Here is a 25,122-nt window from a genome sequence, read left to right on the forward strand (position 1 = left end):
CGGGGAAGCAGGCGTCCGAGAGAAATCCCATATTTATGCCGGGAGCAGCGCGTCGATATTTGCCCGCCGAAAGACCGGTCGCGATGTACCATGTGCACTTACTGGAATATGTATCTTTTCACTCATGCCCAAAGTCACCGCTCCCACCGGCCCCGGCCGGCCCAAGGACCTGGCAAAACGCCAGGCCATTCTCGAAGCAGCCAAGGCGCTGTTTCTAACCCTTGGCTATGCCAACACCAGCATGGATGCGGTCGCGACAGCGGCAGGTGTGTCAAAACTCACGGTCTACAGCCACTTCACCGACAAGGAGACGCTGTTCTCCTCGGCGGTGGTCGCCACCTGCACGGCGCAGCTGCCCGAACTGATCTTCGAGCTGCCTGAAGGCGTGCCGCTGGAGCAGGTATTGGTGAAGATCGGCCGCGGCTTTCAGGCGCTGATCAGCAGCGACCTGTCGGTCAAGTTGCACCGCTTGATCATGGCCCTGGGTAATCAGGACCCAAAGCTCAGCCAGATCTTCTTCGAGGCCGGCCCGTTGCGGGTCCTGCACGAGATGGAGGCGCTGTTGCGCCAGGCGGATGCGCGCGGGTTGCTGTGCATCGAGCTGCCGGCCAACGCCGCCGAGCACTTCTTCTGCCTGCTCAAGGGCGCGGCCAACTTCCGCTTGTTGCTCGGCTATGCCCCGGCGCTGGATGCCGAGGCTGCCGAGGCCCATGTCCAGGAAGTGGTGGCGCTGTTCATGCGCGCCTACCGGCCTTAAGGCTTGAGGGCTTTTTTCGGGTAGATGTCGTAGCGGCTGGATTTGCCTTCCAGGCTGTGGCTGGGCTTGGGGCCGTCGATGATCGGCGCCTTGCGCGGGCGCTTGACCACCACCCGGTGGCTGGCCAGGGCCAGGGCGGCTTCGAGCAGTGCCGGCGCATCGAGGTCGTCACCGACCAGCGGGCGGAACACGCGCATTTCCTTTTTCACCAGGGCGCTCTTGTCGCGGTGCGGGAACATCGGGTCGAGGTAGATCACCTGCGGCGGCTCGCCTTGCCAGTTGCGCATGTGCTCGATGGCATTGCCGCTGAGCAGCTGCATACGCGCGACGATCGGGCCGACCTCGGCGTCGCTGCGGGCGCGGGCCAGGCCATCTGCGAGCAAGGCGGCGACCAGCGGCTGGCGCTCGATCAGGGTCATCTGGCAGCCCAGGCTTGCCAGCACGAAGGCGTCCTTGCCCAGCCCCGCCGTGGCGTCGAGCACCTGCGGGCGTACGCCCTGGGCGATACCCACGGCCTTGGCGATCATCTGCCCGCTACCGCCACCGAACACCCGCCGGTGGGCCGCCGCGCCTTCGACGAAATCCACCCGCACCGGCCCTGGCGCTTGCGGGCCCAGTTGCTGGATCTGCAGGCCATCGGCGCCGACCTGCACGGCAAAGCCTGCGTTGTCATCGCTCAGCGGCAGCTCCAGGCGCTGCGCCCACTCGGCAGCCAGGGCCTGATAATCGGCCGTCAATGCCTCGACCCGGATGCCGCCGTCCGCCAGTTGCTCCACCATCAAATCCTGTACTCAAAAAAATTAAATGATCGTCGGCCACGGCCGATATACGAAGTATTCGCTATTTTGCCAGACCAGAACGCTCTGCGACTGCCATGACCGACATTCTTCAGCTCAACTCAGGTTATATCTCGCCCGTCGGCGACTATGGCCGGCACAATACCCAGGCATTGGGTGGCGTCAGCCACCTGTGGCAGGATTTTTTTGCCCGCGCCCTGGCTGAGCAGCAAGGTGAAGACGGCGCGGCCGAGGCCGTGGCCGCCGAGCAGTTCGACAAGGTCACTGGCGAGCCGCTGGGCGGCAGCCAGGTGCTGGCGCAGATTCACAGCCAGCGTCTGTGCGATGTGCATGACACCGAACTGGCCCCGCCTGAGGCACTGTTCCTGCCCATCGCCGAGCTGGAGCCTGAACTGCTGGAAAAACTCGCCCCGCCGTTCAGCGCCGCCGAACTGATCGAGCAGCAACGCCAGCTGGATATCAGCAACACCTGGGTACGCCCGGTGGTCATGAGCCAGGGCCACCCGCTCCCGGAACCAGGCCCGGCGCCACAGGCCAAGCCGCTGTACCTGCCGATTGCCGAGTTCGAGATGGACCTGCTGGACAAGGCGCCCGAGCCTTTCGACGAAGCCACCATGGCCGTGCAGCAATCGCAGCTGGACTTCGACAATCGCTGGGCACGCCCGGTGGTGCTGAACAACGTACGCATCGCCGCCTGAGCCTCAGCGGCAGATTTGCCAGAAGCCCATGTCCAGATGAAAGTGATTGCGGTGCGCGGCGTTGTAGTCGGGCCCCAGCACCGTGTTGAAACTGTCGCAGGCACTGGCGTGCAGATCCTTTAGAAACTTCGCTTTGACACCCTCCCCCGGCCAGTCCTTGAGCAACTGGATGCGCTGCCCGTCGGCCAGGCGAAAGCCGGCGATGTCCAGGGCGTTGGCCGTGGCATGCTGGCTGAGGCGACCATTCTTGCGGTTGTACATGTTGCGACAGGCGAAGCTGCCCAGGTGATCGACTTGCACCACCGGCTGGGCAAAGGCGCGCTGCGCCGCCGGCTGCAGGGCATGGCGCTCGAACAGCGCGTAGGCCACCGCCAGCGGGCAACTGGCGAGAAAGCTGCTGCTCAGGCGCACCGACGAGCCCTCGACCCGCAGCACGTTTTCCAATGGGCAGGGCGCATTGGCCGGGCTGTCGGCCTGCTTGCGGTAACGCAAATTCGAAGTCGCCAGCGCCTGTTCGCACAGCTGCGGATCATCCTGCAGGCGGCCCAGCTTGTACGGTGTAAGCAGGTTCGGCGGCTCGCGCACATCGAGTGCCGCCCAGGGGTTCCAGGCATCCGGCAGGCGCCACCCCAGGCGCCAGGCAGCCACGGATACAGCAATCAATATCAGGCACAGCACGACGAGCAATCCTTTGCGCATGAGCGATCAGCGCCTGAACAACTGGTTGAGCTGGTCGAATGACAACGCCTGGTCGGCATAGTCAAAACGGCCTTGATCGTGAATCCGTTGCGCGGCGTTGAAGAACGCCCCATAGGCCGCCCGCGCCAGCGACGAACCGACGCTGATGCGCTTGACGCCCAGGGCCTGGACATCGCCAAAACTCAGCTGCACGCCGCTCAGGCCCATCAGCACGTTGACCGGTTTGGGCGCCACCGCCAGCACTACCCGACGGATCTCTTCAGCCGTACGCAGGCCCGGCGCATAGAGCACATCGGCACCGGCTTCGGCGAAGGCCTGCAGGCGGGCAATGGTGTCGTCCAGGTCGATGCGTCCATGCAGCAGGTTTTCAGCACGGGCGCAGAGCATGAACGGGAAGTCCAGGCTACGGGCAGCGGCGACGGCCGCCTCGACCCGCTCAACCGCGTGATGGAAGCTGTAGATCGGCTCGTCGGCGTTGCCGCTGGCATCCTCGATTGAGCCACCCACCAGACCGACGGCGGCGCCCTGCAGGATCGCCTCGGCGCAACCCTTAGGATCGTCGCTGAAACCGTTCTCCAGGTCGGCGGCCACCGGTAATGCCGTGGCATCGACAACAGAGCGCGCATTCGCCAAGGTTTCATCCAGGGTCATCGCCCCTTCGGCGTCCGGACGCCCCAGGGAGAACGCCAGGCCAGCGCTGGTGGTGGCCAGCGCCTCGAAGCCGAGGCTGGCCAGCAGCTTGGCGGAACCGGCATCCCACGGGTTGGGGATGACGAAGGCGCCATCGCGCTCATGCAGGGCTTTGAAGGCTTCGGCACGCAGGGTTTGCACATCCATGATCACGACTCCCGGGCAGGCGACAGGACGCGTTCAGAGCAGACCAAGTTGTTCGGCTTCTGGCGTCCTGTCCAGTTCAGGCAAGGCCGCAAGCCCCGGCAGGCGTTCCATCAGGCCCTGATGGAAACGCCGGGCCAGGGCGGCGGCCAGGCGGTTGTCGGCAGTATGCAGGAAAACATAGGGGCTGCGCCCCTCCTCGATCCAGGCCGCGACCTTGTCCAGCCAGGGCAGCAGGAACGGCTCGTTGGCGGCAAGCTCAGGGTGGCCGATGAAGCGGATCTGCGGGTGCTGGGTGAACGCGGTCGGGCGTGGCGGCACGCGCGGCTTTTTCGACTGGGCGTGGAGCACTTCGGGGCTGCGCGCGGTACAACTGAACAAGGCCCGGGGATCAAGGCAGATACGCTCCACGCCTCGCTCGAGCAGCAAGCGGTTGAGCAAGCGCTCCTCATCGCCCTTGCTGAAGAACGCCGCGTTGCGCACCTCTACCGCAATCGGTACACCGACCTCGTCAAGGAAAGTCACCAGCTCGCCCAGCCGCGCCGGGCCGAAGGTTGCCGGCAGCTGCAGCCAGTACGGCGCAACGCGTGCACCGAGAGGCTTGAGCAATTCGATGAAGGACTGAGCGGCGGCCAGTTGACCGTGCAGGTCACCGCCGTGGCTGATATCGCCGGGGAACTTGGCAGTAAAACGAAAATGCGCGGGCATCACTTGCGCCCACCGCTCGATAGTCGCTGGTGCCGGGCGGGCATAAAAGGTGGTGTTGCCTTCTACGGCATTGAAAACCTGGCTGTAGAGCCCGAGAAAGTCGCCGGTTCTGGCGTCCGCCGGGTACAGGTACTCGCGCCAGGCGTTTTCACTCCAGGACGGACAACCGACAAAATAGGGAAGCGTGGACAGACTCATCCATCAAATGTACAGGTCCAGCCCCAGTACTTCCATCTCCCAGTCAACGAAACCGGCAGTGGTCAGGTAGCTGGCCAGGGCATGGGCGGTGCGCTTGTTGCGCGCCCGCGGGAAGATCATGTCCTGGGGCCGTGCCGGCAGGCCACCGGTGCGCGCCTGGCCTTGGCTGGCGCTGGCTTGCGGCTGCACTTCGAACTCGCCCGGCAGATCCTCGTCTTCCACGTCATCGCTGCGCACCGGCGCTTTGCGCGGGGCACGCTTGATGGGGTAGGATTGCGAGGAAAAACCGTCGATACGCATGGCGATTACTCAAGAGCAATGATGGCAATTTAGCAGCATCGTTGATCCTTCGCTAATGCCCGATTGATAACTGGACCACAGTTCGGGCAAAAGGTTTTACTTGGCCTGAGAATAGTCGACGAGTTGCACTCAGCGCGCTTTCGGCGTGGCCACTTTGTCGCGCAGGTACACAGGCTGCGCAAGGTCCGCGGCAATGGCCTCGCCACGCTGCCAGGCGAAGGTCGCCAGGCTCAGCAGGTCCTGGGCATGGGGCAGCAGGCTGGCATCCTGAGCGTTGACCTTGACCGCCAGGCGCTCGGCATAGCCCCAGCCGGTGCCTGCACCGAACCAGTCGCCGCTGGCGCCCGCCGGCAGTGCGACCTGCTCTGGCGGCAACACCGCTTCATTGCCCTGCAGGCGCATTTCGCCGTCGACGTTCCGATAGCAGCCCCAGTACACCTCGTCCATGCGCGCATCGATTGCCGCCGCCACCTGCTGCACACCCTGCTCGCGCATGGCGCGCTGGGCCAGCACCGCCAGGTTGGACACCGGCAGCACCGGACGCTCCAGGGCAAAGGCCAGGCCCTGGACCACACCGATGGCAATACGCACGCCGGTAAAGGCGCCCGGGCCACGGCCAAAGGCGATGGCATCGACCTGCTGCAGGGTGACACCGGCGTCGGCCAGCAACTGCTGGATCATCGGCAGCAGCTTCTGCGCGTGCAGGCGTGGAATCACCTCATAGTGGCTGGAAACCTTGCCGTCATGCAGCAAGGCAACGGAGCAGGCTTCAGTGGCGGTATCGAGGGCCAGCAAGGTGGTCATCGGAGAATCCAGGGGCAAGAAAAAAGAGCGGCATTATAAACAACAACGGCCCGCAAGCGGGCCGTTGTCTGCACTACCGAGCGTCGATCAGCTCAGTGCGGCCAGGACCTTGGCGGTGATCGCATCTACCGAGCCCACGCCTTCGATATGGCTGTACTTCGGCTTGCCGCCATTGGCAGCCGAGAGCTTCTGGTAGAAGTCCACCAGTGGCTTGGTCTGGTCGTGGTAGACCGACAGGCGATGACGCACGGTTTCTTCGGTGTCGTCTTTACGCTGTACCAGCGGCTCGCCGGTTTCGTCGTCCTTGCCTTCAACCTTTGGCGGGTTGTAGACCACGTGGTAGACGCGGCCCGAACCTTCGTGCACACGGCGGCCAGCGATACGCTGAACGATTTCTTCGTCTTCGACGGCAATTTCGACCACGGCATCCAGCTCGACGCCGGCAGTCACCAAAGCTTCAGCCTGAGGAATGGTGCGCGGGAAACCGTCGAACAGGAAGCCATTTGCACAGTCAGCCTGGGCAATGCGGTCCTTGACCAGGTTGATGATCAGCTCGTCGGAGACCAGCTTGCCAGCGTCCATGATTGCCTTGGCTTCCAGGCCCAGCGCAGTGCCGGCCTTGACTGCGGCGCGCAGCATGTCGCCAGTGGAAATCTGTGGAATACCGAACTTCTCGGTGATGAACTTTGCCTGAGTACCTTTACCGGCCCCGGGAGCTCCCAGCAGAATTACGCGCATCTCGTGCTCCTCATTTTTTTGTAAGCAAATCAGTGGGTTTGCCACGCAGGGCCAATCCCGGAATTTGGGTGATGATCGTAATTTCGATCAAAAGGCTGCTCAAGATACACAGCGCCCGCAAGCCACACAAGCGGTCGAAAGTCGGAAAAACCCACGCACGGTGGCCACTTGAAGCACAGGTTGCGCCGGGCGCAACCTGTTGCTTTACAAGCATTCTGCCCTTCTTGGGTAGACGATCGGCAGGCCGGATTTTTAACTCAGCCAGTATTGCGCAAGCCTGCCGCGATGCCGGCCACGGTGACCAGCAAGGCCTGTTCCAACGGGCTATCCAGAGCGGCTTCACGCCCGCGCGAGCGCGCCAGCAGTTCAGCCTGCAATAGATGCAGCGGGTCCAGATAGGTGTTGCGCAGGCGGATGAATTCCAGGGTCTCGGGGCTGTGCGCCAGTAGCACCGGCTGCCCGGTCAACCCCAGCACCACCTGGCACGCCTGCGACAATAGGTCGCGCAAATGTGCACCCAAAGGTCGCAGTTCTGGTTGCACTAGACGTTCGTCGTAGGAGCGGGCGATGTCGGCGTCGGCCTTGGCCAGGACCATCTCCAGCATGTCGATGCGTGTGCGGAAAAACGGCCACTGCTCGCGCATCTCGGCCAGCAACGGCCCCTGGCCGCGAGCCAGAGCGTTGTTCAGTGCCGCTTCCCAGCCAAGCCAGGCGGGCAGCATCAGGCGGGTCTGGGTCCAGCCGAAAATCCACGGGATCGCCCGCAGGCTTTCGATGCCGCCGGCGCGACGCTTGGCCGGGCGGCTGCCCAGCGGCAGGCGGCCGAGTTCCTGTTCGGGGGTGGACTGACGGAAGTATTCGACGAACTCGGGGTTGTCGCGCACTACGCCGCGGTAGGCCTTGACGCCGTCGGCAGCCAACTGGTCCATCAGCGCGCGCCAGGCCGGTTGTGGCGGCGGCGGTGGCAGTAAGGTCGCTTCCAGCACCGCGGCCAGGTAGAGGTTGAGGTTCTGCTCGGCGATGTCCGGCAAGCCGAACTTGAAGCGGATCATCTCGCCCTGCTCGGTGGTACGGAAGCGCCCGGCTACCGAGCCCGGTGGCTGCGACAGGATCGCCGCGTGGGCCGGGCCGCCACCGCGGCCAACGGTGCCGCCACGGCCGTGGAACAGCAGCAGTTCGACCTGCTGTTCGCGGCAGATGCGCACCAGGGTTTCCTGGGCGCGGTACTGGGCCCAGGCCGCGGCCGTGGTGCCAGCATCCTTGGCCGAGTCGGAATAGCCGATCATCACTTCCTGCGGGCCGTGCAACCCGGCGCGGTAACCCGGCAGGCCGAGCAGGCGTTCCATCACCGGGCCGGCGTTGTCCAGGTCGGCGAGGGTTTCGAACAACGGCACCACGCGCATCGGCCGCAGCACGCCGGCTTCCTTGAGCAGCAACTGCACGGCCAGCACGTCGGAAGCGGCGCCGGCCATGGAGATCACATAAGAGCCCAGCGAGGCTGCTGGCGCTGCGGCAATCTCGCGGCACGTGGCGAGCACTTCGGCGGTGTCGGCCTGGGGCTTGAAGTAGCTTGGCAACAGCGGGCGACGGCTGTTGAGTTCCTGCTGCAGGAAGGCAACGCGCGCGTCTTCATCCCACTCGGCATAGCGGCCAAGGCCCAGGTATTCGGTGATTTCGCTCAGCGCCGAGGTGTGCCGGGCGGCGTCCTGACGCACATCAAGGCGCACCAGGAACAGGCCGAAGGTCACTGCCCGACGCAGGCAATCGAGCAGCGGGCCATCGGCAATCACGCCCATGCCACAGGCATGCAGCGATTCGAAGCACAGCTGCAGGGGTTCGAACAGGTCGCGGTTGTCCTGTAGCACCTCGGGTGCAGGGGCCTGCGCGGTGGTCAGCGAGGCTTGGGCCCAGGCGCGAGTGACCCGCAAGCGCTCACGCAACTGCTTGAGCAAGGTGCGATAAGGTTCGGCCGACTCGCCTACCTTGGCCCTGAGCGCTTCGCTGGCCTGCTGCATCGACAGCTCGGCGGCCAGGGCATCGATATCACGCAAGAACAGGTCAGCGGCCATCCAGCGCGCCAGCAACAGCACTTCACGGGTGACCGGCGCGGTGACATTGGGATTGCCATCACGGTCGCCGCCCATCCACGAGGCAAAGCGGATCGGCGCTGCCTCCAGTGGCAGGCGCAGGCCGGTGGCTTGGTGCAGGGCCTTGTCGACCTTGCGCAAATGGTGCGGGACCGCCTGCCACAGCGAATGCTCGATCACCGCAAAGCCCCATTTGGCTTCGTCCACCGGGGTCGGTCGGGTACGGCGGATTTCTTCGGTGTGCCAGGCTTCGGCGATCAGGCGCTGCAGGCGCTCGCGGATCTGCTCGCGCTCGGCGGGGATCAGGTCGCGGTGATCCTGGGCAGCCAGTTGCGCGGCAATCGCGTCGTACTTCTGGATCAAGGTGCGCCGGGCCACTTCAGTCGGGTGGGCGGTCAGCACCAGTTCGATGCTCAGCTTGCCCAATTGCCGGGCCAGGGCATCGTCGCTGTGGCCGGCGGCCTTGAGCCGCGCCAGCAACTCGGGCAGCACACGGGCTTCGAAAGGTTCGGGCTGGCCGGCGTCACGGCGGCGAATCAATTGATACTGCTCGGCGATGTTGGCCAGGTTGAGAAACTGGTTGAAGGCCCGGGCCACCGGCAGCAGCTCGTCTTCAGCCAGATCATTGAGGGTCGAGCTCAGTTGCTCGGCACCGCCACTGCGGTCGGCCTTGGCACTACGGCGAATGTCCTCGATGGTCTGCAAAAACGCTTCGCCGTGCTGCTCGCGCACGGTGTCGCCCAACAACTCGCCCAACAAATGAACATCTTCACGCAAGCGCACATCGATATCAGTCATCAGCCCTGTCTCCGGCATTCGGGAAAACCGCTCTGGGACCAGAGTGCCCCAGTACCGGCCGAGCTTCAAGGCAGAGTCCGGGCTGAACTACGCTCAACACAGGCACACAGGAGAACATCATGAAAATCCGTGATCTTGCCCAGCATTGGGAACAGCACGCCAAAGGCTCGCTGAGCCCCACCGGCCATGTCCTGCACCTGGACATGGAAGCGGCGGCGCGCCTGGCAGCCCTGGCCGAGATGTACCCCAAGCGCCGGCCCGAAGAACTGCTCGGCGAACTGCTGGGGGCAGCGCTTGAAGAGCTGGAAGCGAGCTTCCCGTATATCCAGGGCTCGCAGGTGATTGCCACCGATGAAGAGGGGGATCCGCTCTATGAGGACATCGGCCCGACCCCGCGTTTTCTTGCGTTGTCACGCCGCTACCTGCACGAAATGAGCAACGCCAAAGATGCCGGCAACCCTTGATTGACCCCGCCTTCACCCGCGTTCCGAGCGCCCGCGCAGGCGCTCGCGTACCGCAGGCATGCCTGGAAGTTCAACGAAAAACCCACTGACCGATCAGTCAGAAAAAACCGCGAACACGCGGTATTTTTTTCTGAACTATTCAAAAAACGCTTCGGTCACAGCCAATAGCCATCACGGCAAAACCCTCTCAGAACCGGGTGAGAGCAGTCCCCGAAGCTGACGGGTCGCGCCGATGGACTGTTACGGAATTCGTTGTTCATCAGGAGTGATCCAATGGAGTTGACCACCATGAAGACCCGCACCGCAAACACCTCATCCACCCATCTGCGCGGGCTCAAGCTGGCCGCGCTGGCACTGGGCAGCAGCCTGGTCCTGGTCGGCTGTGCCGGCAACCCACCCACCGAGCAGTACGCAGTGACGCAATCGGCGGTCAATTCCGCTGTCAGCGCCGGCGGTACCGAGTTCGCCGCCGTCGAAATGAAGGCCGCGCAGGACAAGCTGAAACAGGCGGAAATCGCCATGCACGACAAGCAGTACGACGACGCCAAGCGCCTGGCCGAACAGGCCGAGTGGGACGCCCGCGTCGCCGAGCGCAAGGCCCAGGCCGCCAAGGCCGAGAAAGCCGTACAGGATGCCCGCCAGGGCGTTCAGGACCTGCGTGAGGAAGGCATGCGCAGCGTCGAATGACGCCCGCCCGCCGACCCGTGCATTCGTAATCGATCAAAGGATGAACCATTATGCGTAAACACGTGATGATCCCAGCCCTTCTGGCCCTGAGCGTTGGCCTGGCCGCCTGCTCGACGCAGCCGAACGCCAACCTGGAATCGGCCCGGACCAACTTCTCTGCCCTGCAGAGCAACCCGCAGGCCGCCAAGGTCGCGGCCCTTGAAACCAAGGACGCCCAGGACTGGCTGAACAAGGCCGACAAGGCCTACATGGACAAGGAAGACCAGAAGAAGGTCGACCAGCTCGCCTACCTGACCAACCAACGGGTGGAAGTGGCCAAGCAGACCATTGCCCTGCGTACCGCCGAAGGCAACCTGAAAAACGCTGCCGCCCAGCGTGCCCAGGCCCGCCTTGATGCCCGCGATGCGCAGATCAAGAAGCTGCAGGACAGCCTCAACGCCAAACAGACCGACCGTGGCACCCTGGTGACCTTCGGTGACGTGCTGTTCGACTTTGACAAGGCCACCCTCAAGAGCAGCGCCTACCCGAACATCACCAAGCTGGCGCAGTTCCTCCAGGAGAACCCTGACCGCAAGGTGATCGTCGAGGGCTACACCGACAGCAAAGGCAGCGCCAACTACAACCAGACGCTGTCCGAGCGTCGCGCAGCTTCGGTGCGCGCGGCGCTGGTACGTGCCGGGGTAGATCCTGCGCGCATCGTCGCCCAGGGTTATGGCAAGGAATATCCGGTTGCCGAGAACACCAGCAACTCGGGCCGCGCCCAGAACCGTCGGGTGGAAGTGACCATTTCCAACGACAACCAGCCGGTGGCACCGCGCTCGGTGAGCCAGCTGAATTGATGGTTGCTGAGCAGTAACAAGAATCCCGCCGAGTCTGGCGGGATTTTTGTTTGTGTTGCCGGCCTCATCGCTGGCAAGGCCAGCTCCCACAAATGGATCTGTATACGCCGCCCAACCTGTGGGAGCCGGCCTTGCCGGCGATTGGGCTGCAAAGCAGCCCCGGGGCTTACTGGATTTCTTGCGGGGTCTCCTGCCCCAGGCAGCGCACGGCCTGCTTCTTGTTGTTCACCAACACGCCAGTCAGGCCCTTCTGCGCGGTATCGAACATCACCAGCACGCCATCAACGCATTGCGCCACCTGGCTGGCCGGCTGCAGGGAGATCTTGTAGTCCTCGCCCGGTATGGTCTTGAGCATGGTGAAGTCGGACAGCAGCAAGGCATCCTCCGGCTTGGCGAAATGCAGGTAACCGTAGTACCACAGGGCCGCGACGGTACCGATGATGCTGCAGACACCGGTAATGATCAGCGGGATGGCGTTGCGTTCTTCACTCATTGCGACTTCTCGTCAGGGTAATTGGGGACTTCGGCCAGGCGCCGCAGCCCGTTGAAACGACTCGGGTCGTCCAGAAAGCGCAACATGACCTGGCGCCAGGTCTTGTCGGCAAAGGTCTGCACATGCCCGCCACGGGTTAGCTGCAACACCCTCGGTGGTGGCGCAGCCTGATACAACTGGATGCCGTTGGCCAGCGGCACGATGGGGTCGTCGATGCTGTGAAAGAACAGCTTGGGCGGCGTTTTGATCCGCGCAATCGAATGGATCGCACTGTCGCCATCAGGCACCAGCCACGACAACGGCACCTGCAACGGCCAGGTCATCCAGGAATTGCTCAAGGCAAACCGCCCGACCTGGCGATAGCTGGCCGGCACGCCATCGAAGACCATGGCCTTGAAGCGCTCGGCCTGGCGGGGATGCTCGGCCAGGTAATGGATGGCCATCGAGCCGCCCAGGCTCTGGCCCAGCAGGATCTGTGGCTTGCCCTGCACCTCGGGCGCCTTGTCCAGCCAGTCCAGCGCCGCGGCGATGTCCTGGTAGACCTCGGGCAGCTCCGGCTTGCCCTCGGACAGGCCATAGCCGCGGTAGTCGAGCAACAGCACCTGATAGCCCTGCTCCGGCAACCACCAGCTGCCGCCCAGGTGCCAGGCCAGGTTGCCGCCATTGCCATGCAGGTGCAGCACTGTGCCCTTGACCTCGACACCGGGCTTGGCCGGCAGCCACCAGCCGTGCAGGCGGGTGCCGTCGGCCGCGGTCAGGGTGACGTCACGGTATTGAAGCTTGGCTTTCTCGGGGGTGAACGGCTGGCCAGGCTCGGGATAGAACAACAGCGAACTGCAGCCGCCCAGACTCAGCAGCACCAGCAGCAGGCCCAGGGGCCTGCGCCATGCCTCAGAGAATGTTCGAGTAATCGGCTTCAATCCGGTCCAGGCTCAGGTGGTTGAGGAAGTTGGAGAAACACATCCAGGCCGACAGCGCGTTGAGGTCGCGGAACTGCTCCGGCAGATACTTGGGCGGTTCCACCAGGCCTTCGTCGACCAGTTGGCGCAGGGTGCGCATGTCTTCAAGGGTGGTCTTGCCGCAGAACAACAAGGGGATCTGTTCGAGCTTGCCCTTGCGCACGGCCAACTGAATATAGTTGTAAACCATGATAAAGCCCTTGAGATAGGACAAGTCCTTGGTAAACGGCAGGCCGTTCGGGACCGATCCGCGGAACACCCGGCTGGCGTTGCCATAGCTTTCGGCCATCTCGAAGCCCTGGGCACGGAAGAACTCGTAGACCTGCATGAAGTCGGCGCCCTCCTCGACCATATGGATGGCCCGGGTACGGTTGGTCAGCTTGCGCAGGCGGCTGGGGTAGGAGGCGAAGGCGATCACCTCCATGAGGATCGCCAGGCCTTCCTGGGTCACGGTCGATGAGGGCGGGCCCTTGGCCAGGAAGGTGCAGATCGGCTGGTTGAGACCGTTCAGGGTGGTGCCAACGTGCACCAGGCCTTCGTGAACCTCCAGCGCACGCACGTCGCGGCTGTTGAACATGGCGTCGGCGCGGATCTTGATGTAGTCGGCGCCGGCAGCGGCGTCGGCGACGATACCGTCGGACTCGAATACGCGAATGGTGTCTTCAGCCTCGTTGAACACCTTGTTCAGGCGGCCCTGGAGCATCTCCACCGCCTGCTTGGCGGTGAGGTTCTTCGGCTCGTCCTTGAGGTCGCCACGGCCGTCGATGTTGTTCAGGTAGTCCGAGAGCATCAGGCCCAGGTCGGCCAGGGTCGGGTCACCGGCATGGAAGGCATCGGAGGCGGCGCCATACAGCTCCTGGGAGATCAGCCCGAAATCCTCTGTGCCGCGCGCCTCGAGCATGCGCACCACCATGCGGTATTCCTTGCACATGCGCCGCATGATCTGCCCGACCGGGTTGAACTGGCCGAGCTGGCGGGTGATGTCGCGTTCGATGTTCTGGAACTCGAGCTTGACCGCGGCGGAGTCGAACGACAGCGGCCGGCCCTGGTAATAGGCGCGGTCTACCGCTGGCGGCTCCTTGCCCTTGCTCTTGAGGAAACCCTGGCGGATGTTGTCGTCCCACTTCACCGCATCGAGCACGCGAATGGGCGTTTGCGCCAGGACAATGCGATCAGACAGGGCGCGTATCGTCTGCTGGTACTCGTCCACCCTACACTCCTTGAGTTGCAATCATTACTTGCCGGCCCGCTTGAAGCGCGCCACTTCGATGAACAGGTCGGAGTTGGCCGGGTCGTCCAGGTAAGCCAGGACGCGCTCGGCCGGGCTGTCGATAAGAATGCCTTCGCCGTTGTCTTCCGGCACCTCGATGGTCCGGCCGCTGAGTTCTTTCTTCTGTACAGCCTGGTTGACCTGCTCGACGTCGAGGTTGTAGATCACCAGTTCCTTGTCGTCGAGTACTTCAAAGCCGCCAATCAGGAAGTTGCCACCCAGGCGCTTGGGCACACCGGCCGAGAGGTACCAGCGGTTGCCGTGCTGGGACACAGTGAAGGCGTACTCGTCGCGCTTCTTGTCCTTGCCGATGGCCACCGCCTTGTAGGCGTTGCCACCGCTGCGGCTGATCTGCAGGGTCAGCGGTTCACCCCAGGCGTCCTTGCTGGTCCATTTTCCGAGCAGAGCCTTGGGCGCGGGCTTGTTGGCCGGGATCGGCTCATTGAAGGTGACCAGACAACCGCCAAGCAGCAAGAACGACAATGCCAACAGCAGGGTTCTGGCTTTCATCAACCTCTCCTTGAAATAGGTTCGCGCCTTACACCGACGCCAATACCAGATGCAGGTACCGGGTAAGGATAGCGAGCATCGGCGCTTCAGCCTGGGCCTGTTCGCCGTCGAGCAGGCCCTGATATTCCATCTGCTCGATAATCGCCGTCAACACCAGAGCATCCTGTTGCGGCTGACGCGAGCCTACCACTTGCAGCATCTGTACGGCGCCGCGCAGAAGAATCTGCTCGTGCAGCTTGACCAGTTCGGCCAGGCGCGGGCACAACAGCGCCTCCTGGCGGAAGGCCTGCTCGGCCATGAGAAAGTCGCGGCGGTTGTGCAACTGGCGCTGTACATAGTCAGTGGTCATCTTCGCCACTTCATCGGCCAGGCGCGCCCGCCACTGCGGGCTGCCATCGCCCTGGGAGAGCAACTGGCGCAGCAGCACCTCGGTGTTCTCCCAGAGTTTGGCCATGTAGGCCGCACTGCGTTCCACGTACTGGGCGAAGGTGTCGGTGAGCAGGTCTTCGATGTCCTTGAAGTAATAGGTGGTCGCCGACAGCGGCACCCCGGCCTCGGCCGCCACCGCACGGTGACGCACGCCGCGCACACCGTCACGCACGACAATGCGCATGGCCGCATCGAGGATCTGCTGACGGCGCTGCTCGCTGCCTTCACGGCTGGCCTTGCGGCCCTGGTACTGCACGCTTTCGGCCACCGCTGTAGCCACGCCGGCGGCGCCTTGTTGAGTCATAGCGGGAGTCACTGCTGGTCTACCCCAAACGTTGGATCCGATCGATGAATTTCTTGCAGGCATGAAAAAGCCGCCCCGGAAGGCGGCTTGTTCAGTTCGCTCAGGCCTGTGGGCGCATGTGCGGGAACAGGATCACATCGCGAATCGATGGTGAGTTGGTCAGCAGCATCACCAGGCGGTCGATGCCGATGCCTTCACCAGCGGTTGGCGGCATGCCGTATTCCAGGGCGCGGACGAAGTCGGCGTCGTAGTGCATGGCCTCGTCGTCACCGGCGTCCTTCTCGGCCACCTGGGCCATGAAGCGCTCGGCCTGGTCCTCGGCATCGTTGAGCTCGGAGTAGGCGTTGGCGATTTCGCGGCCACCGATGAACAGCTCGAAGCGGTCGGTGACGTTCGGGTTGTCGTCGTTGCGGCGGGCCAGCGGCGAGACCTCAAACGGGTACTGGGTGATGAAGTGCGGCTGCTCCAGCTTGTGCTCGACCAGTTCTTCGAAAATCATCACCTGCAGTTTGCCCAGGCCTTCGAAGCCCAGCACCTTGGCACCGGCTTTCTTGGCGATCTCGCGGGCCTTGTCGATGTCCTGCAGGTCGGCGGCGGTGAGTTCCGGGTTGTACTTGAGGATCGAGTCGAACACCGACAGGCGTACGAACGGCTCGCCGAAGTGGAACACCTTGTCGCCGTACGGCACGTCGGTGCTGCCCAGAACCAGCTGGGCCAGTTCGCGGAACAGCTCCTCGGTCAGGTCCATGTTGTCTTCGTAGTCAGCGTGGGCCTGGTAGAACTCGAGCATGGTGAACTCGGGGTTGTGCCGGGTCGATACGCCTTCGTTACGGAAGTTGCGGTTGATCTCGAAGACTTTCTCGAAACCACCCACCACCAGGCGCTTGAGGTACAGCTCCGGGGCGATACGCAGGAACATCTGCATGTCCAGGGCGTTGTGGTGGGTTTCGAACGGCTTGGCCGCGGCACCACCGGGAATGGTCTGCAGCATCGGCGTCTCGACTTCGAGGAAGTCGCGGGCCATCAGGAAGTTGCGGATGTGGGCGATGACCTGCGAGCGGACGCGGAAGGTGTGACGGGTTTCTTCGTTGACCATCAGGTCGACGTAGCGCTGGCGATAGCGCTGCTCGGTGTCGGTCAGGCCGTGGTGCTTGTCCGGCAGCGGGCGCAGCGACTTGGTCAGCAGGCGCACGCTGGTCATTTCGACGTACAGGTCGCCCTTGCCGGAACGCGCCAGGGTACCTTCGGCGGCGATGATGTCGCCCAGGTCCCAGGTCTTGACCGCGGCCAGGGTTTCTTCCGGCAGGGTCTTGCGATTGACGTAGACCTGGATGCGCCCGGTCATGTCCTGGATCACCATGAACGAGCCACGGTTGAGCATGATGCGCCCGGCAACCTTGACCGGAATCGCTGCAGCTTCCAGCTCTTCCTTGGTCTTGTCGACATACTGTTTCTGCAGGTCGTTGCAGTAGCTGTCACGGCGGAAGTCGTTGGGGAAGGCATTACCCTTGGCGCGCTCGGCAGCAAGTTTTTCCTTGCGCAGCGCGATCAGGTTGTTTTCTTCCTGTTGCAGGTCTTGCGGGTCGAGTTGTAAGTCGCTCATGTCGTCACATTTTCCATCACGGGTTCATTGTCCCTCGCCTTGGGCAAGGGATCGCGGGGCAAGCCCGCTCCTTCAGGGAGCAGGCCGGGGCCGCGCGGTTACAGCCCTTGCTTGAGGCTGGCTTCCAGGTATTCGTCGATATCGCCATCGAGCACCTTGTCGCAGTCGCTGCGCTCGATGTTGGTGCGCAGGTCCTTGATCCGCGAGGCGTCGAGCACATACGAACGGATCTGGTGACCCCAGCCGATGTCCGACTTGCTGTCTTCCAGGGCCTGGGAAGCGGCGTTGCGCTTCTGCATCTCCTGCTCGTACAACTTGGCCCGCAGCATTTTCATGGCGGTGTCCTTGTTGGCGTGCTGGGAACGTTCGTTCTGGCAGCTGACCACGGTGTTGCTCGGTACGTGGGTGATACGCACGGCCGAGTCGGTGGTGTTTACGTGCTGACCACCGGCGCCCGAGGAGCGGTAGGTGTCGATGCGCAGGTCGGCCGGGTTGATCTCGATCTCGACCTTGTCGTCGATCTCGGGCGAGACGAACACCGCCGAGAACGAGGTGTGGCGACGGGCGCCGGAGTCGAACGGGCTCTTGCGCACCAGGCGGTGCACGCCGATCTCGGTACGCAGCCAGCCAAAGGCGTACTCGCCCTTGATGTGCACGGTGGCACCCTTGATGCCGGCGACTTCACCCTCGGACAGCTCCATGATGGTGGCGTCGAAGCCACGCTTGGCGGCCCAGCGCAGGTACATGCGCAGGAGGATGTTGGCCCAGTCCTGGGCTTCGGTGCCGCCGGAACCGGCCTGGATGTCCAGGTAGGCGTTGTTCATGTCCATCTCGCCGCTGAACATGCGACGGAACTCGAGCTTGGCCAGGGATTCTTCCAGGCCCTGGAGCACTTCGACAACGTCGTTGACGGCAGCTTCGTCGTTCTCTTCGACGGCCATGTCGAGCAGCTCGCGGGAGTCGACCAGGCCGCCGGACAATTCGTCCAGGGTATCGACGATCTGCGCCAGCATGGCGCGCTCGCGGCCCAGTTCCTGGGCGTACTCGGGCTTGTTCCAGACGTTCGGGTCTTCGAGCTCGCGGTTGACTTCGATCAGGCGGTCATGCTTGTGATCGTAGTCAAAGATACCCCCGAATGGACTCGGAGCGCTCGGTCAGGTCCTTGATGGTGTTCAGGATCGGTTGGATTTCCATGGGCGGGCAGCTCTCGTGCGTATTCTGTAGAAAAGCCGGAGAGTATAGCTGAGTTACAGCTTCAAGCGGCAAGCTACAAGCGACAAGAGGCCGGAGAAATGCCGGGCGCTGCGGTTTTTCTTGCCGCTTGAAGCTTGCCGCTTGTGGCTGCTGTCAATCCACCCCAACCTGGTTGCGGCCATTGTTCTTGGCCAGGTACAGGCCCTTGTCCGCCGCCGAGATCAGCTGCCGGCAATGACTGCCGATGCCCGGGGTCAGGGTCGCCAGGCCGATGCTCACGGTCAGGACCGAATCGGGGTTGGGCATGGTGTGGGCGATGTTCATGGACGCTACGGTCTGGCGCAGTTTTTCTGCGACCAGGCGCGCGCCGCCGGGCGAGGTGTTGGGCAGCACCAGGGCGAATTCCTCGCCGCCGTAACGGGCCGGCAGATCGCTGGGGCGGGCGCAGGAAGCACGTATGGCCTCGGCCACCTTGCGCAGCGCTTCATCCCCGGCCAAATGGCCGAAAGTGTCGTTGAACGACTTGAAATAGTCGACATCGATCATCAGCAGCGACAACTGCGCCTGTTCACGCATGGCCCGGCGCCATTCCAGCTCCAGGTATTCGTCGAAATGGCGGCGGTTGGAAAGCCCGGTGAGGCCGTCGGAGTGCATCAAGCGCTGCAGCACCAGATTGGTGTCGAGCAGTTGCTGCTGGCTGACGCGCAGGGCCCGGTAGGCCTCGTCGCGTTGCAGCAAGGTCAGGTAGGAGCGCGAGTGGTAGCGGATGCGCGCCACCAGCTCGATGGTGTCCGGCAGTTTCACCAGGTAGTCGTTGGCTCCGGCGGCAAAGGCCGCGCTCTTGACCAGTGGGTCTTCCTTGGTCGACAGGACGATGATCGGGATGTCCTGGGTGGCCGGGTTGTTGCGGTATTCGCGCACCAGGGTCAGGCCGTCCAGGCCAGGCATGATCAGGTCCTGGAGGATTACCGTGGGCTTGATCTGCACCGCCTGGGCCACCGCCTGGTGCGGGTCGGCACAAAAGTGGAAGTCGATGTTCTCTTCGTGAGCCAGGCCACGCCGCACCGCTTCGCCGATCATTGCCTGATCGTCGACCAAGAGGACCATCGCCGAATTTTCATTCATGGTCGGAAAACCGTCGAGCGGTAAATCATTCATGCGCTGTCACCTGGTCACTGCCGGCCAGCCGGCGTGGCTCAATACATATCGTCATTTTGGAAAAATTTCCATCAATCGCGAGGCGATTCGCTCCAGCGGGCGAACCTCCACGGCGGCGTCTATCGCGGCGGCTGCCTTGGGCATGCCATACACCGCGCTGCTCTGCTGATCCTGGGCGATGGTCAAAAAGCCCTGTTGGCGCATCAGCTTCAAGCCCTGGGCGCCGTCGCGGCCCATGCCGGTGAGCAATACGCCGACCGCGTCGCCGCGCCAGTAGCGGGCCACGCTTTCAAAAAACACATCGATGGAGGGCCGGTAGATCTCGTTCACCGGCTCCGCGGTGTAGGCCAGGTTGCCGTTCTTGAGCAGGCGGATGTGGTGATTGGTCCCGGCCAGCAACACCTGCCCCGGCTGCGGCGGCTCGCCTTCGCTGGCCAGGCGCACCGCCAGCCCCGAGGCGCTGCTGAGCCACTCGGCCATGCCGGCGGCGAACACCTGGTCAACGTGCTGGACCAGCACAATGGCCGCCGGAAAGCTCGTTGGCAAGGCCTTGAGCAGCACCTCCAGCGCTGCCGGGCCACCGGCCGAGGAACCGATGGCAACCAGGCCCTGACGTTGGGCGGCCTCACGCACCGGTGCGGCCATGGCCCGGGTCGGGCTGCTACGCTGCTGGCCGATCAGCCAGCCGATATTGAGGATCTTGCGCAGCAGCGGCGCTGCCGCCTCACGCGGATCGCCAGCGCCCAGCGCCGGGGTGTCGACCACGTCGAGGGCGCCGTGGCCCATGGCCTCGAACACCCGGTGGACGTTCTGCTGCCGGTCGACCGTGACGATCACGATGGCACAAGGGGTTTCGGCCATGATCCGCCGGGTGGCCTCGATGCCATCCATGATCGGCATGATCAGGTCCATGAGAATCAGGTCCGGCAATTGCTCGGCGCACAGTTTGACCGCTTCGGCGCCATTGCTGGCGACCCAGATCACCTGATGGGCCGGTTCAAAGGCCAACGCCCGGCGCAAAGCCTCTACGGCCATGGGCATGTCGTTGACGATGGCGATTTTCATCCCTGCGCTCCCCCGATCAACTCGACGACAGCGTCGAGCAAGGCATCATCGTGAAAACTGGCCTTTGCCAAATAGTAGTCGGCCCCGGCGTCCAGTCCACGGCGACGATCTTCTTCGCGGTCTTTGTACGAGACCACCATCACCGGCAGCGATTGCAGGCGGCTGTCGCGGCGCAGCAGGGTGACCAGTTCGATACCGTCCATGCGCGGCATGTCGATATCGGTGATCAACAGGTCGAAATCCTCGCTGCGCAAGGCGTTCCAGCCGTCCATGCCGTCCACCGCGACGGCCACTTCATAGCCTTTATTGCTCAGTAGCTTGCGTTGCAGTTCGCGCACGGTCAGCGAGTCGTCGACCACCAGCACGCGCTTGCGCGCCGCCTCGCGCACACTGCGCTGACCGCGCTCGATGCGCTCCAGGCGGCCGGTGCTGAGGAGCTTTTCCACCGAGCGCAGCAGGTCTTCGACGTCAATGATCAGCACCACCGCACCGTCGTCGAGCAAGGCCCCGGCAGAAATATCCTGGACCTTGCCCAGGCGCGCATCCAGCGGCATCACCACCAGCACCCGCTCGCCGATCAGGCGTTCGACCGCCACGCCGTAGAGCATCTCGCGCTCGCGAATCACCACGACCTTGATGCTCTGCCCGTCCGCCTGACTTGGCGGGCGATTGAGCAGCTGGCTGGCCGAGACCAGGCCGATATGCCGGCCCTCGTGCCAGAAATGCTGGCGGCCTTCGATCTGCACGATGGCTTCGGCCGGCAGCTCCAGGGTGCGTTCGATATGCGCCAGGGGGAAAGCATAGGCTTCAGCGCCGACCTCGACCACCAGACTGCGCACCACCGACAGGGTCAGCGGCACTTCGAGGTGGAAGCAACTGCCCTGGCCGCTGGTCTGGGTCAGCTCGATCGAGCCGCGCAGCTGGCGGACCATATGCTGCACCGCGTCCAGGCCGACACCGCGCCCCGACACTTCGGTCACCCGGTCGCGCAGGCTGAATCCGGGCAGGAAGAGGAAGGTCAGCAGCTCGGCTTCGCTCATCTGCTCCACAGTCTCGGCGGGCGACAGCTGGCGCTCGACAATGCTCTGGCGCAAGTGCGCCAGATCGACGCCGCCGCCATCGTCGCTGATCTCCAGCACCAGCAACCCGGCCTGATGCGAGGCACGCAGGCGGATCTGCCCTTCCATCGGCTTGCCGGCCAGCAGTCGTCGCTCCGGCAGTTCGATGCCGTGATCGACTGCGTTGCGCAGCAGGTGGGTCAGCGGCGCTTCGAGTTTTTCCAGCACGTCGCGGTCGACCTGGGTCTTCTCGCCTTCGATTTCCAGGCGTACCTGCTTGCCCAGCGAGCGGCCAAGATCACGGACCATTCGGCTTTGCCCGGTCAGCACATCGGCGAACGGGCGCATCCGGCAGGCCAGCGCGGTGTCGTAGAGAAGCTGCGCACGCTGGCTGGCCTGCCAACCGAATTCATCCAGGTCAGACGCCTGCTGCAAAAGGATCTGCTGGGTTTCCCCCAGCAAACGCTGGGCCAGGGCCAAGGCGTCCTGGACTTCCGGGCTCTGGCCAGTGCTTTCGAGTTGATGCTTGAGGCCATCCAGGGCACGGATACTCTGCCCGTGCATGCGCTTGAGGCGCTGCAGGGTGGCCAGGTAGGGCTTGAGCCGCTGGGTTTCGACCAGCGATTTGCTCGACAGGTCGAGCAGGCTGTTCAGGCGCTCGGCAGTAACCCGCAGGACCCGCTCGCCACCTTCGCCTGCGCGTTTGCCGCTGCGCACGGGCGCCGCTTCGACTTCAGGCTCAGGGTCGGCGGCTATGGGGTCAACCGGCAGCGGCTCGGGCAGCTGCATCGGCGGCGGCGCAAACGCAGGTGCCGGTACGGCGCTCGGGTCGAGCAGCGCAGCCATTTGCACCAGAAACCCCTCGACCGCGGCGTCGATGCTGACATCACCGGGCGTGGCGATGCGCATCAGCAGGTCAGTGCCCTGCAACAAGGCATCGATATGTTCCGGACGTAGCAGCAGCCGGCCTTCCTGAGCGCCGACCAGGCAGTCTTCCATCACATGGGCGACACTGACCCCGGCATCGACGCCGACAATCCGCGCCGCCCCCTTGAGTGAGTGAGCCGCACGCATGCAGGCTTCAAGCTGGTCGGCCTGGGTCGGGTTGCGCTCCAGCGCCAGCAGCCCGGCACTGAGCACCTGGGTCTGGGCTTCGGCCTCCAGGCTGAACAGCTCGAGCAACGAGGCGTCGCGCATTTGCTCTGGGGTCATGACAGGCTCCGGTTCACGGCAGACAGCACTTGATCTTCATCCAGCACACGGACACTGCGCCCGCGCCATTGCAGCACCGCTGCGGTAAAACGGGTTTCGCCCTGCTCTGCCGTCAGGCGGCCGGGGTCCAGGCCATGGATACCATCCACTTCGTCGACCTGGACCACCACCGAGCCGCCCGCAGCGGCAATGATCAACATGCGCGGCATGACCCGCGCCGAGGTCGAGGCCGGCGCCTGGGATTCAAGGCCGAGCAGATCGCCCAGTGACAGGCACGGCACCAGCGCACCCCGTACATTGGCCACGCCATGCAGCACCCGCGAGCGCTGGTGCGGCAAGGAATGCACCTGCTGCAGCGGCGCGACTTCGACCAGGCAGCGGGTGGCCAGTGCCAACCACTCCTCGCCCAGGCGAAACAGCAACAACGAGCGGCCGCTGCTGGCTTGCTCAGGCGCCTCGCTCTGCTCGTGGGCTTCCTGGGACAGCGAGTAACGGTCCAGCAGGCGCGTCGCTGCTGCCGCATAGACCTCGCAATTGCGGCAGTGAATATGTTCGTCGAGCAGCTGGCAACTCTTGTCGCCATGCACACCGATACGGTTCCAGCAGTCGTCGATGCTGGCGGCGTCACTGGCGACCAGTTGCACGTCGTTTTCACCCATCATTGTTCAGACTCCCGGTCGGCGCGCCGTGCGGCCCGCTCCTGCAGGCGCCTGGCACCTGCGACATCACCTTGAGAAGCCAGCAACGCGGCCAGATGCACCAGCGCCTCCGGATGCTGGGGATCGAGGTACAACGCCTTGCGGTAGTGGCCCAGGGCATCGCTGCTGTCGCCAGCAGTGTCACTGAGCAGGCCCAGCCAGTAGAACACCTGGGCGCTGGGCGGGTACTGCTGCAAATAGCGGGCGCAGGCGGCCTGGGCCTGAGCGCTGCTGCCTGCATTGGCCAGTTGGGCGATCTGCGCCAGCAATTCGCCTGCCGACTCCGGCTCGGCGGGCCTGGCAGGCGGCGGGGCAATCGGCTTGATCCTGCGCACCACGGCAGGCGCCGGACGCGGCACGCTGGCCGCCGACACCGGCACCGTCAACGGCAAAGGAATGGCTAACGGCTTGCTCGGCGGCGCCGGCTCCATTTCAGCCTGGCGTACATAGGCGAACGACTGAGCTATACCTACCGGGCGCATACCCATGCGCGCCAGCAAGCTGCCTTCGGCCGGGCCGATAAACAGCACGCCCTGCTCATGGATCAGACTTTTGAGCACCTCGAACACCCGCTGCTGGGTGGGTACGTCGAAGTAAATCAGCAGGTTGCGGCAGAAAACGAAATCGTAGCTGCCTTCTCGCGCCTTGAGCGCCGGATCCAGCACGTTGCCCGCCTGCAGCTTGACCTGCTGGCGGACCCGCTCGTCGAGGCTGTGGCCGTCACCGGTCTCGCTGAAATGCCGCTCACGAAAGTCCAGGTGCGAACCGCGGAACGAGTTGCGGCCATACAGCGCCTGTTCGGCACGGCTGATGGAATTGGGGCTGATGTCCATGGCGTCGACGCGAAAGCTGTGGCCAGCAATGCCGCCGTCGAGCAGGGCCATGGCGATCGAGTACGGCTCCTCGCCGGTGGAGCACGGCAGGCTGAGGATGCGCAGTGGGCGCAAGCCGCCCAGTTCGCTCAGACGCTTGCGCGCCAGGGTCACCAGGGCGTTGAAGGACTCCGGGTAGCGGAAGAACCAGGTTTCCGGGACGATCACCGCTTCAATCAGCGCCTGCTGTTCCTGGTTCGACTGCTGCAGCCGCAGCCAGTAGTCATCCAGGTCCCGGGCTTCCAGGGTCGCACAGCGCAGGCGCAAGGCGCGCTCGACCATTGGCGCGCCGACCGAAGCCACGTCCAGGCCGATGCGATCCTGCAAAAAGCGAAAGAACCGCTGTTCGCCACTCATGCCAGCCCCTCGCCACTTGCCGCAAGCTCAGGCGGGAACAACAACTGGCGCACCTCGGCGCTGAGCAAGTCCTGCACCCCGATTCGCTGCAGCAAACCCTGGGCATCCTCACGTACCGGTCCCAGGTAAGGCGCCTGCTGGTTGTCCAGGCCATAGGGCTGGAACTCGGCGGGGTCGCAACGCAGGGTATCGGTGGCCTGTTCGAGGATCAGCCCCAGCAGCAATTGCGGGCGCAAGGGGTCGACGCGGTAGTGCACCAGCACCAGGCGCGTGCTGGTGCGCACCGGCGCCGGCAGGCCGAAACTCAAGGCGCCGACGTCGATCACCGGCACCAGCGCACCGCGATGGGCGAGCACCCCGGCGACCCATGCCGGGGTCTGGGCGATCGGTTTGAGCGGCAGGCGCGGCAGCACTTCGGCGACCTCATGGGCGTCCAGGGCAAAGCGCTGGTCGCCGATGCGGAACACCAGGTACAGGGTGCCGTGGGAGGCCGCATCCTGATTGCGGCGAGGCTGAAGGTCGTTCATCGGCA

At 64.0% G+C, this 25,122-nt stretch carries 26 protein-coding genes; 5 read left to right on the forward strand and 21 right to left on the reverse strand.

Translation table 11 applies throughout. The annotated features are described in order from the left end of the window. The first annotated feature begins 124 nt into the window (after window positions 1-124). A complete protein-coding gene (locus ABM562_RS11665; protein WP_115088405.1) occupies window positions 125-757 on the forward strand; it encodes a TetR/AcrR family transcriptional regulator in 633 nt (210 codons plus the stop codon). Here the strand turns inward: ABM562_RS11665 and ABM562_RS11670 are convergent. Further along, window positions 754-1,536: a class I SAM-dependent methyltransferase gene (locus ABM562_RS11670; RefSeq protein WP_115088406.1), complete on the reverse strand. Its 783-nt coding sequence runs from the start codon at window positions 1,534-1,536 to the stop codon at window positions 754-756. The genes ABM562_RS11665 and ABM562_RS11670 overlap by 4 nt on opposite strands. Window positions 1,537-1,631: 95 nt before the next feature. Here ABM562_RS11670 and ABM562_RS11675 point away from each other — a divergent pair, with 95 nt between their 5' ends. Beyond that, on the forward strand, window positions 1,632-2,252 hold the full coding sequence (locus ABM562_RS11675) for an energy transducer TonB (protein ID WP_134064024.1): 621 nt from the start codon (window positions 1,632-1,634) through the stop codon (window positions 2,250-2,252). Between the two features lie 3 nt (window positions 2,253-2,255). Here the strand turns inward: ABM562_RS11675 and ABM562_RS11680 are convergent, their stop codons facing one another. The 7 genes from ABM562_RS11680 to ppc form a co-directional block, all read right to left on the reverse strand. Continuing rightward, complete coding sequence (locus tag ABM562_RS11680; RefSeq protein WP_115088408.1) at window positions 2,256-2,951, reverse strand: extensin-like domain-containing protein; 696 nt, start codon at window positions 2,949-2,951, stop codon at window positions 2,256-2,258. Between the two features lie 6 nt (window positions 2,952-2,957). Beyond that, complete coding sequence (locus ABM562_RS11685) at window positions 2,958-3,788, reverse strand: isocitrate lyase/PEP mutase family protein (protein ID WP_115088409.1); 831 nt, start codon at window positions 3,786-3,788, stop codon at window positions 2,958-2,960. Between the two features lie 33 nt (window positions 3,789-3,821). Then, window positions 3,822-4,691, reverse strand: a complete 870-nt coding sequence (locus ABM562_RS11690) for a DUF72 domain-containing protein (protein ID WP_115088410.1) — start codon at window positions 4,689-4,691, stop codon at window positions 3,822-3,824. A 3-nt stretch (window positions 4,692-4,694) separates the two neighbouring features. After that, complete coding sequence (locus ABM562_RS11695; protein WP_115088411.1) at window positions 4,695-4,991, reverse strand: hypothetical protein; 297 nt, start codon at window positions 4,989-4,991, stop codon at window positions 4,695-4,697. Between the two features lie 129 nt (window positions 4,992-5,120). Further along, window positions 5,121-5,795 carry a tRNA (adenosine(37)-N6)-threonylcarbamoyltransferase complex dimerization subunit type 1 TsaB gene (gene tsaB, locus ABM562_RS11700; protein WP_134064028.1) on the reverse strand — a complete coding sequence of 225 codons (675 nt, stop codon included), beginning with the start codon at window positions 5,793-5,795 and terminating at the stop codon, window positions 5,121-5,123. Between the two features lie 87 nt (window positions 5,796-5,882). Then, complete coding sequence (gene adk / locus ABM562_RS11705) at window positions 5,883-6,533, reverse strand: adenylate kinase (RefSeq protein ID WP_134064030.1); 651 nt, start codon at window positions 6,531-6,533, stop codon at window positions 5,883-5,885. A gap of 257 nt (window positions 6,534-6,790) precedes the next feature. Continuing rightward, window positions 6,791-9,418, reverse strand: coding sequence for a phosphoenolpyruvate carboxylase (gene ppc / locus ABM562_RS11710; protein WP_460422037.1), 2,628 nt, complete (start codon window positions 9,416-9,418; stop codon window positions 6,791-6,793). Window positions 9,419-9,537: 119 nt separating this feature from the next. Between ppc and ABM562_RS11715 the strand changes: the two genes are divergently transcribed. The 3 genes from ABM562_RS11715 (at window position 9,538) to ABM562_RS11725 (ending at window position 11,408) form a co-directional block, all read left to right on the forward strand. After that, a complete protein-coding gene (locus tag ABM562_RS11715; RefSeq protein WP_115088415.1) occupies window positions 9,538-9,882 on the forward strand; it encodes a pilin assembly protein in 345 nt (114 codons plus the stop codon). Window positions 9,883-10,155: 273 nt separating this feature from the next. Next, window positions 10,156-10,569, forward strand: a complete 414-nt coding sequence (locus ABM562_RS11720; RefSeq protein WP_115088416.1) for a DUF4398 domain-containing protein — start codon at window positions 10,156-10,158, stop codon at window positions 10,567-10,569. Window positions 10,570-10,619: 50 nt separating this feature from the next. After that, the gene (locus tag ABM562_RS11725; protein WP_258578850.1) at window positions 10,620-11,408 is read left to right on the forward strand and encodes an OmpA family protein; all 789 of its coding nucleotides are present in this window, start codon (window positions 10,620-10,622) and stop codon (window positions 11,406-11,408) included. 166 nt (window positions 11,409-11,574) lie between these two features. On the opposite strand, the gene ABM562_RS11730 is transcribed toward ABM562_RS11725, so the two are convergent. The 13 genes from ABM562_RS11730 to ABM562_RS11790 all read right to left on the reverse strand — a co-directional run bounded on the left by ABM562_RS11730 (window position 11,575) and on the right by ABM562_RS11790 (window position 25,117). Continuing rightward, the gene (locus ABM562_RS11730; protein WP_115088418.1) at window positions 11,575-11,901 is read right to left on the reverse strand and encodes a hypothetical protein; all 327 of its coding nucleotides are present in this window, start codon (window positions 11,899-11,901) and stop codon (window positions 11,575-11,577) included. After that, on the reverse strand, window positions 11,898-12,821 hold the full coding sequence (locus ABM562_RS11735; RefSeq protein WP_115088419.1) for an alpha/beta hydrolase: 924 nt from the start codon (window positions 12,819-12,821) through the stop codon (window positions 11,898-11,900). The genes ABM562_RS11730 and ABM562_RS11735 overlap by 4 nt, the downstream gene beginning before the upstream one ends. Further along, window positions 12,793-14,070: a flavohemoglobin expression-modulating QEGLA motif protein gene (locus tag ABM562_RS11740; protein WP_115088420.1), complete on the reverse strand. Its 1,278-nt coding sequence runs from the start codon at window positions 14,068-14,070 to the stop codon at window positions 12,793-12,795. The genes ABM562_RS11735 and ABM562_RS11740 overlap by 29 nt, the downstream gene beginning before the upstream one ends. A 24-nt stretch (window positions 14,071-14,094) precedes the next feature. Continuing rightward, window positions 14,095-14,640 carry a hypothetical protein gene (locus ABM562_RS11745; RefSeq protein ID WP_115088421.1) on the reverse strand — a complete coding sequence of 182 codons (546 nt, stop codon included), beginning with the start codon at window positions 14,638-14,640 and terminating at the stop codon, window positions 14,095-14,097. Window positions 14,641-14,668: 28 nt separating this feature from the next. Next, on the reverse strand, window positions 14,669-15,373 hold the full coding sequence (locus ABM562_RS11750) for a TetR/AcrR family transcriptional regulator (RefSeq protein ID WP_115088422.1): 705 nt from the start codon (window positions 15,371-15,373) through the stop codon (window positions 14,669-14,671). A 100-nt stretch (window positions 15,374-15,473) separates the two neighbouring features. Continuing rightward, window positions 15,474-16,976 (reverse strand): lysine--tRNA ligase, encoded by a 1,503-nt coding sequence (lysS, locus tag ABM562_RS11755; RefSeq protein ID WP_115088423.1) that lies wholly within the window; start codon window positions 16,974-16,976, stop codon window positions 15,474-15,476. A 98-nt stretch (window positions 16,977-17,074) separates the two neighbouring features. Continuing rightward, a protein-coding gene (prfB, locus tag ABM562_RS11760) for a peptide chain release factor 2 (protein ID WP_115088424.1) occupies window positions 17,075-18,170 on the reverse strand; the annotation gives its coding sequence in 2 pieces (ribosomal slippage) (window positions 17,075-18,097 and window positions 18,099-18,170; 1,095 coding nt in all). A gap of 153 nt (window positions 18,171-18,323) precedes the next feature. Then, window positions 18,324-19,328, reverse strand: coding sequence for a response regulator (locus tag ABM562_RS11765; protein WP_115088425.1), 1,005 nt, complete (start codon window positions 19,326-19,328; stop codon window positions 18,324-18,326). 51 nt (window positions 19,329-19,379) lie between these two features. Continuing rightward, window positions 19,380-20,393, reverse strand: coding sequence for a chemotaxis response regulator protein-glutamate methylesterase (gene cheB, locus ABM562_RS11770; RefSeq protein ID WP_115088426.1), 1,014 nt, complete (start codon window positions 20,391-20,393; stop codon window positions 19,380-19,382). Beyond that, the gene (locus tag ABM562_RS11775; protein WP_115088427.1) at window positions 20,390-22,663 is read right to left on the reverse strand and encodes a hybrid sensor histidine kinase/response regulator; all 2,274 of its coding nucleotides are present in this window, start codon (window positions 22,661-22,663) and stop codon (window positions 20,390-20,392) included. Before ABM562_RS11775 ends, cheB begins: the two co-directional genes overlap by 4 nt. Further along, window positions 22,660-23,325, reverse strand: coding sequence for a chemotaxis protein CheW (locus ABM562_RS11780; protein WP_115088428.1), 666 nt, complete (start codon window positions 23,323-23,325; stop codon window positions 22,660-22,662). Before ABM562_RS11780 ends, ABM562_RS11775 begins: the two co-directional genes overlap by 4 nt. Further along, entirely contained in the window at window positions 23,322-24,590 is a 1,269-nt protein-coding gene (locus ABM562_RS11785) for a CheR family methyltransferase (protein ID WP_115088429.1), read from the reverse strand. Before ABM562_RS11785 ends, ABM562_RS11780 begins: the two co-directional genes overlap by 4 nt. Then, window positions 24,587-25,117 carry a chemotaxis protein CheW gene (locus ABM562_RS11790; protein ID WP_134064039.1) on the reverse strand — a complete coding sequence of 177 codons (531 nt, stop codon included), beginning with the start codon at window positions 25,115-25,117 and terminating at the stop codon, window positions 24,587-24,589. Before ABM562_RS11790 ends, ABM562_RS11785 begins: the two co-directional genes overlap by 4 nt. Window positions 25,118-25,122: the final 5 nt, after the last annotated feature.

The organism is Pseudomonas sp. ZL2, from assembly GCF_054788455.1.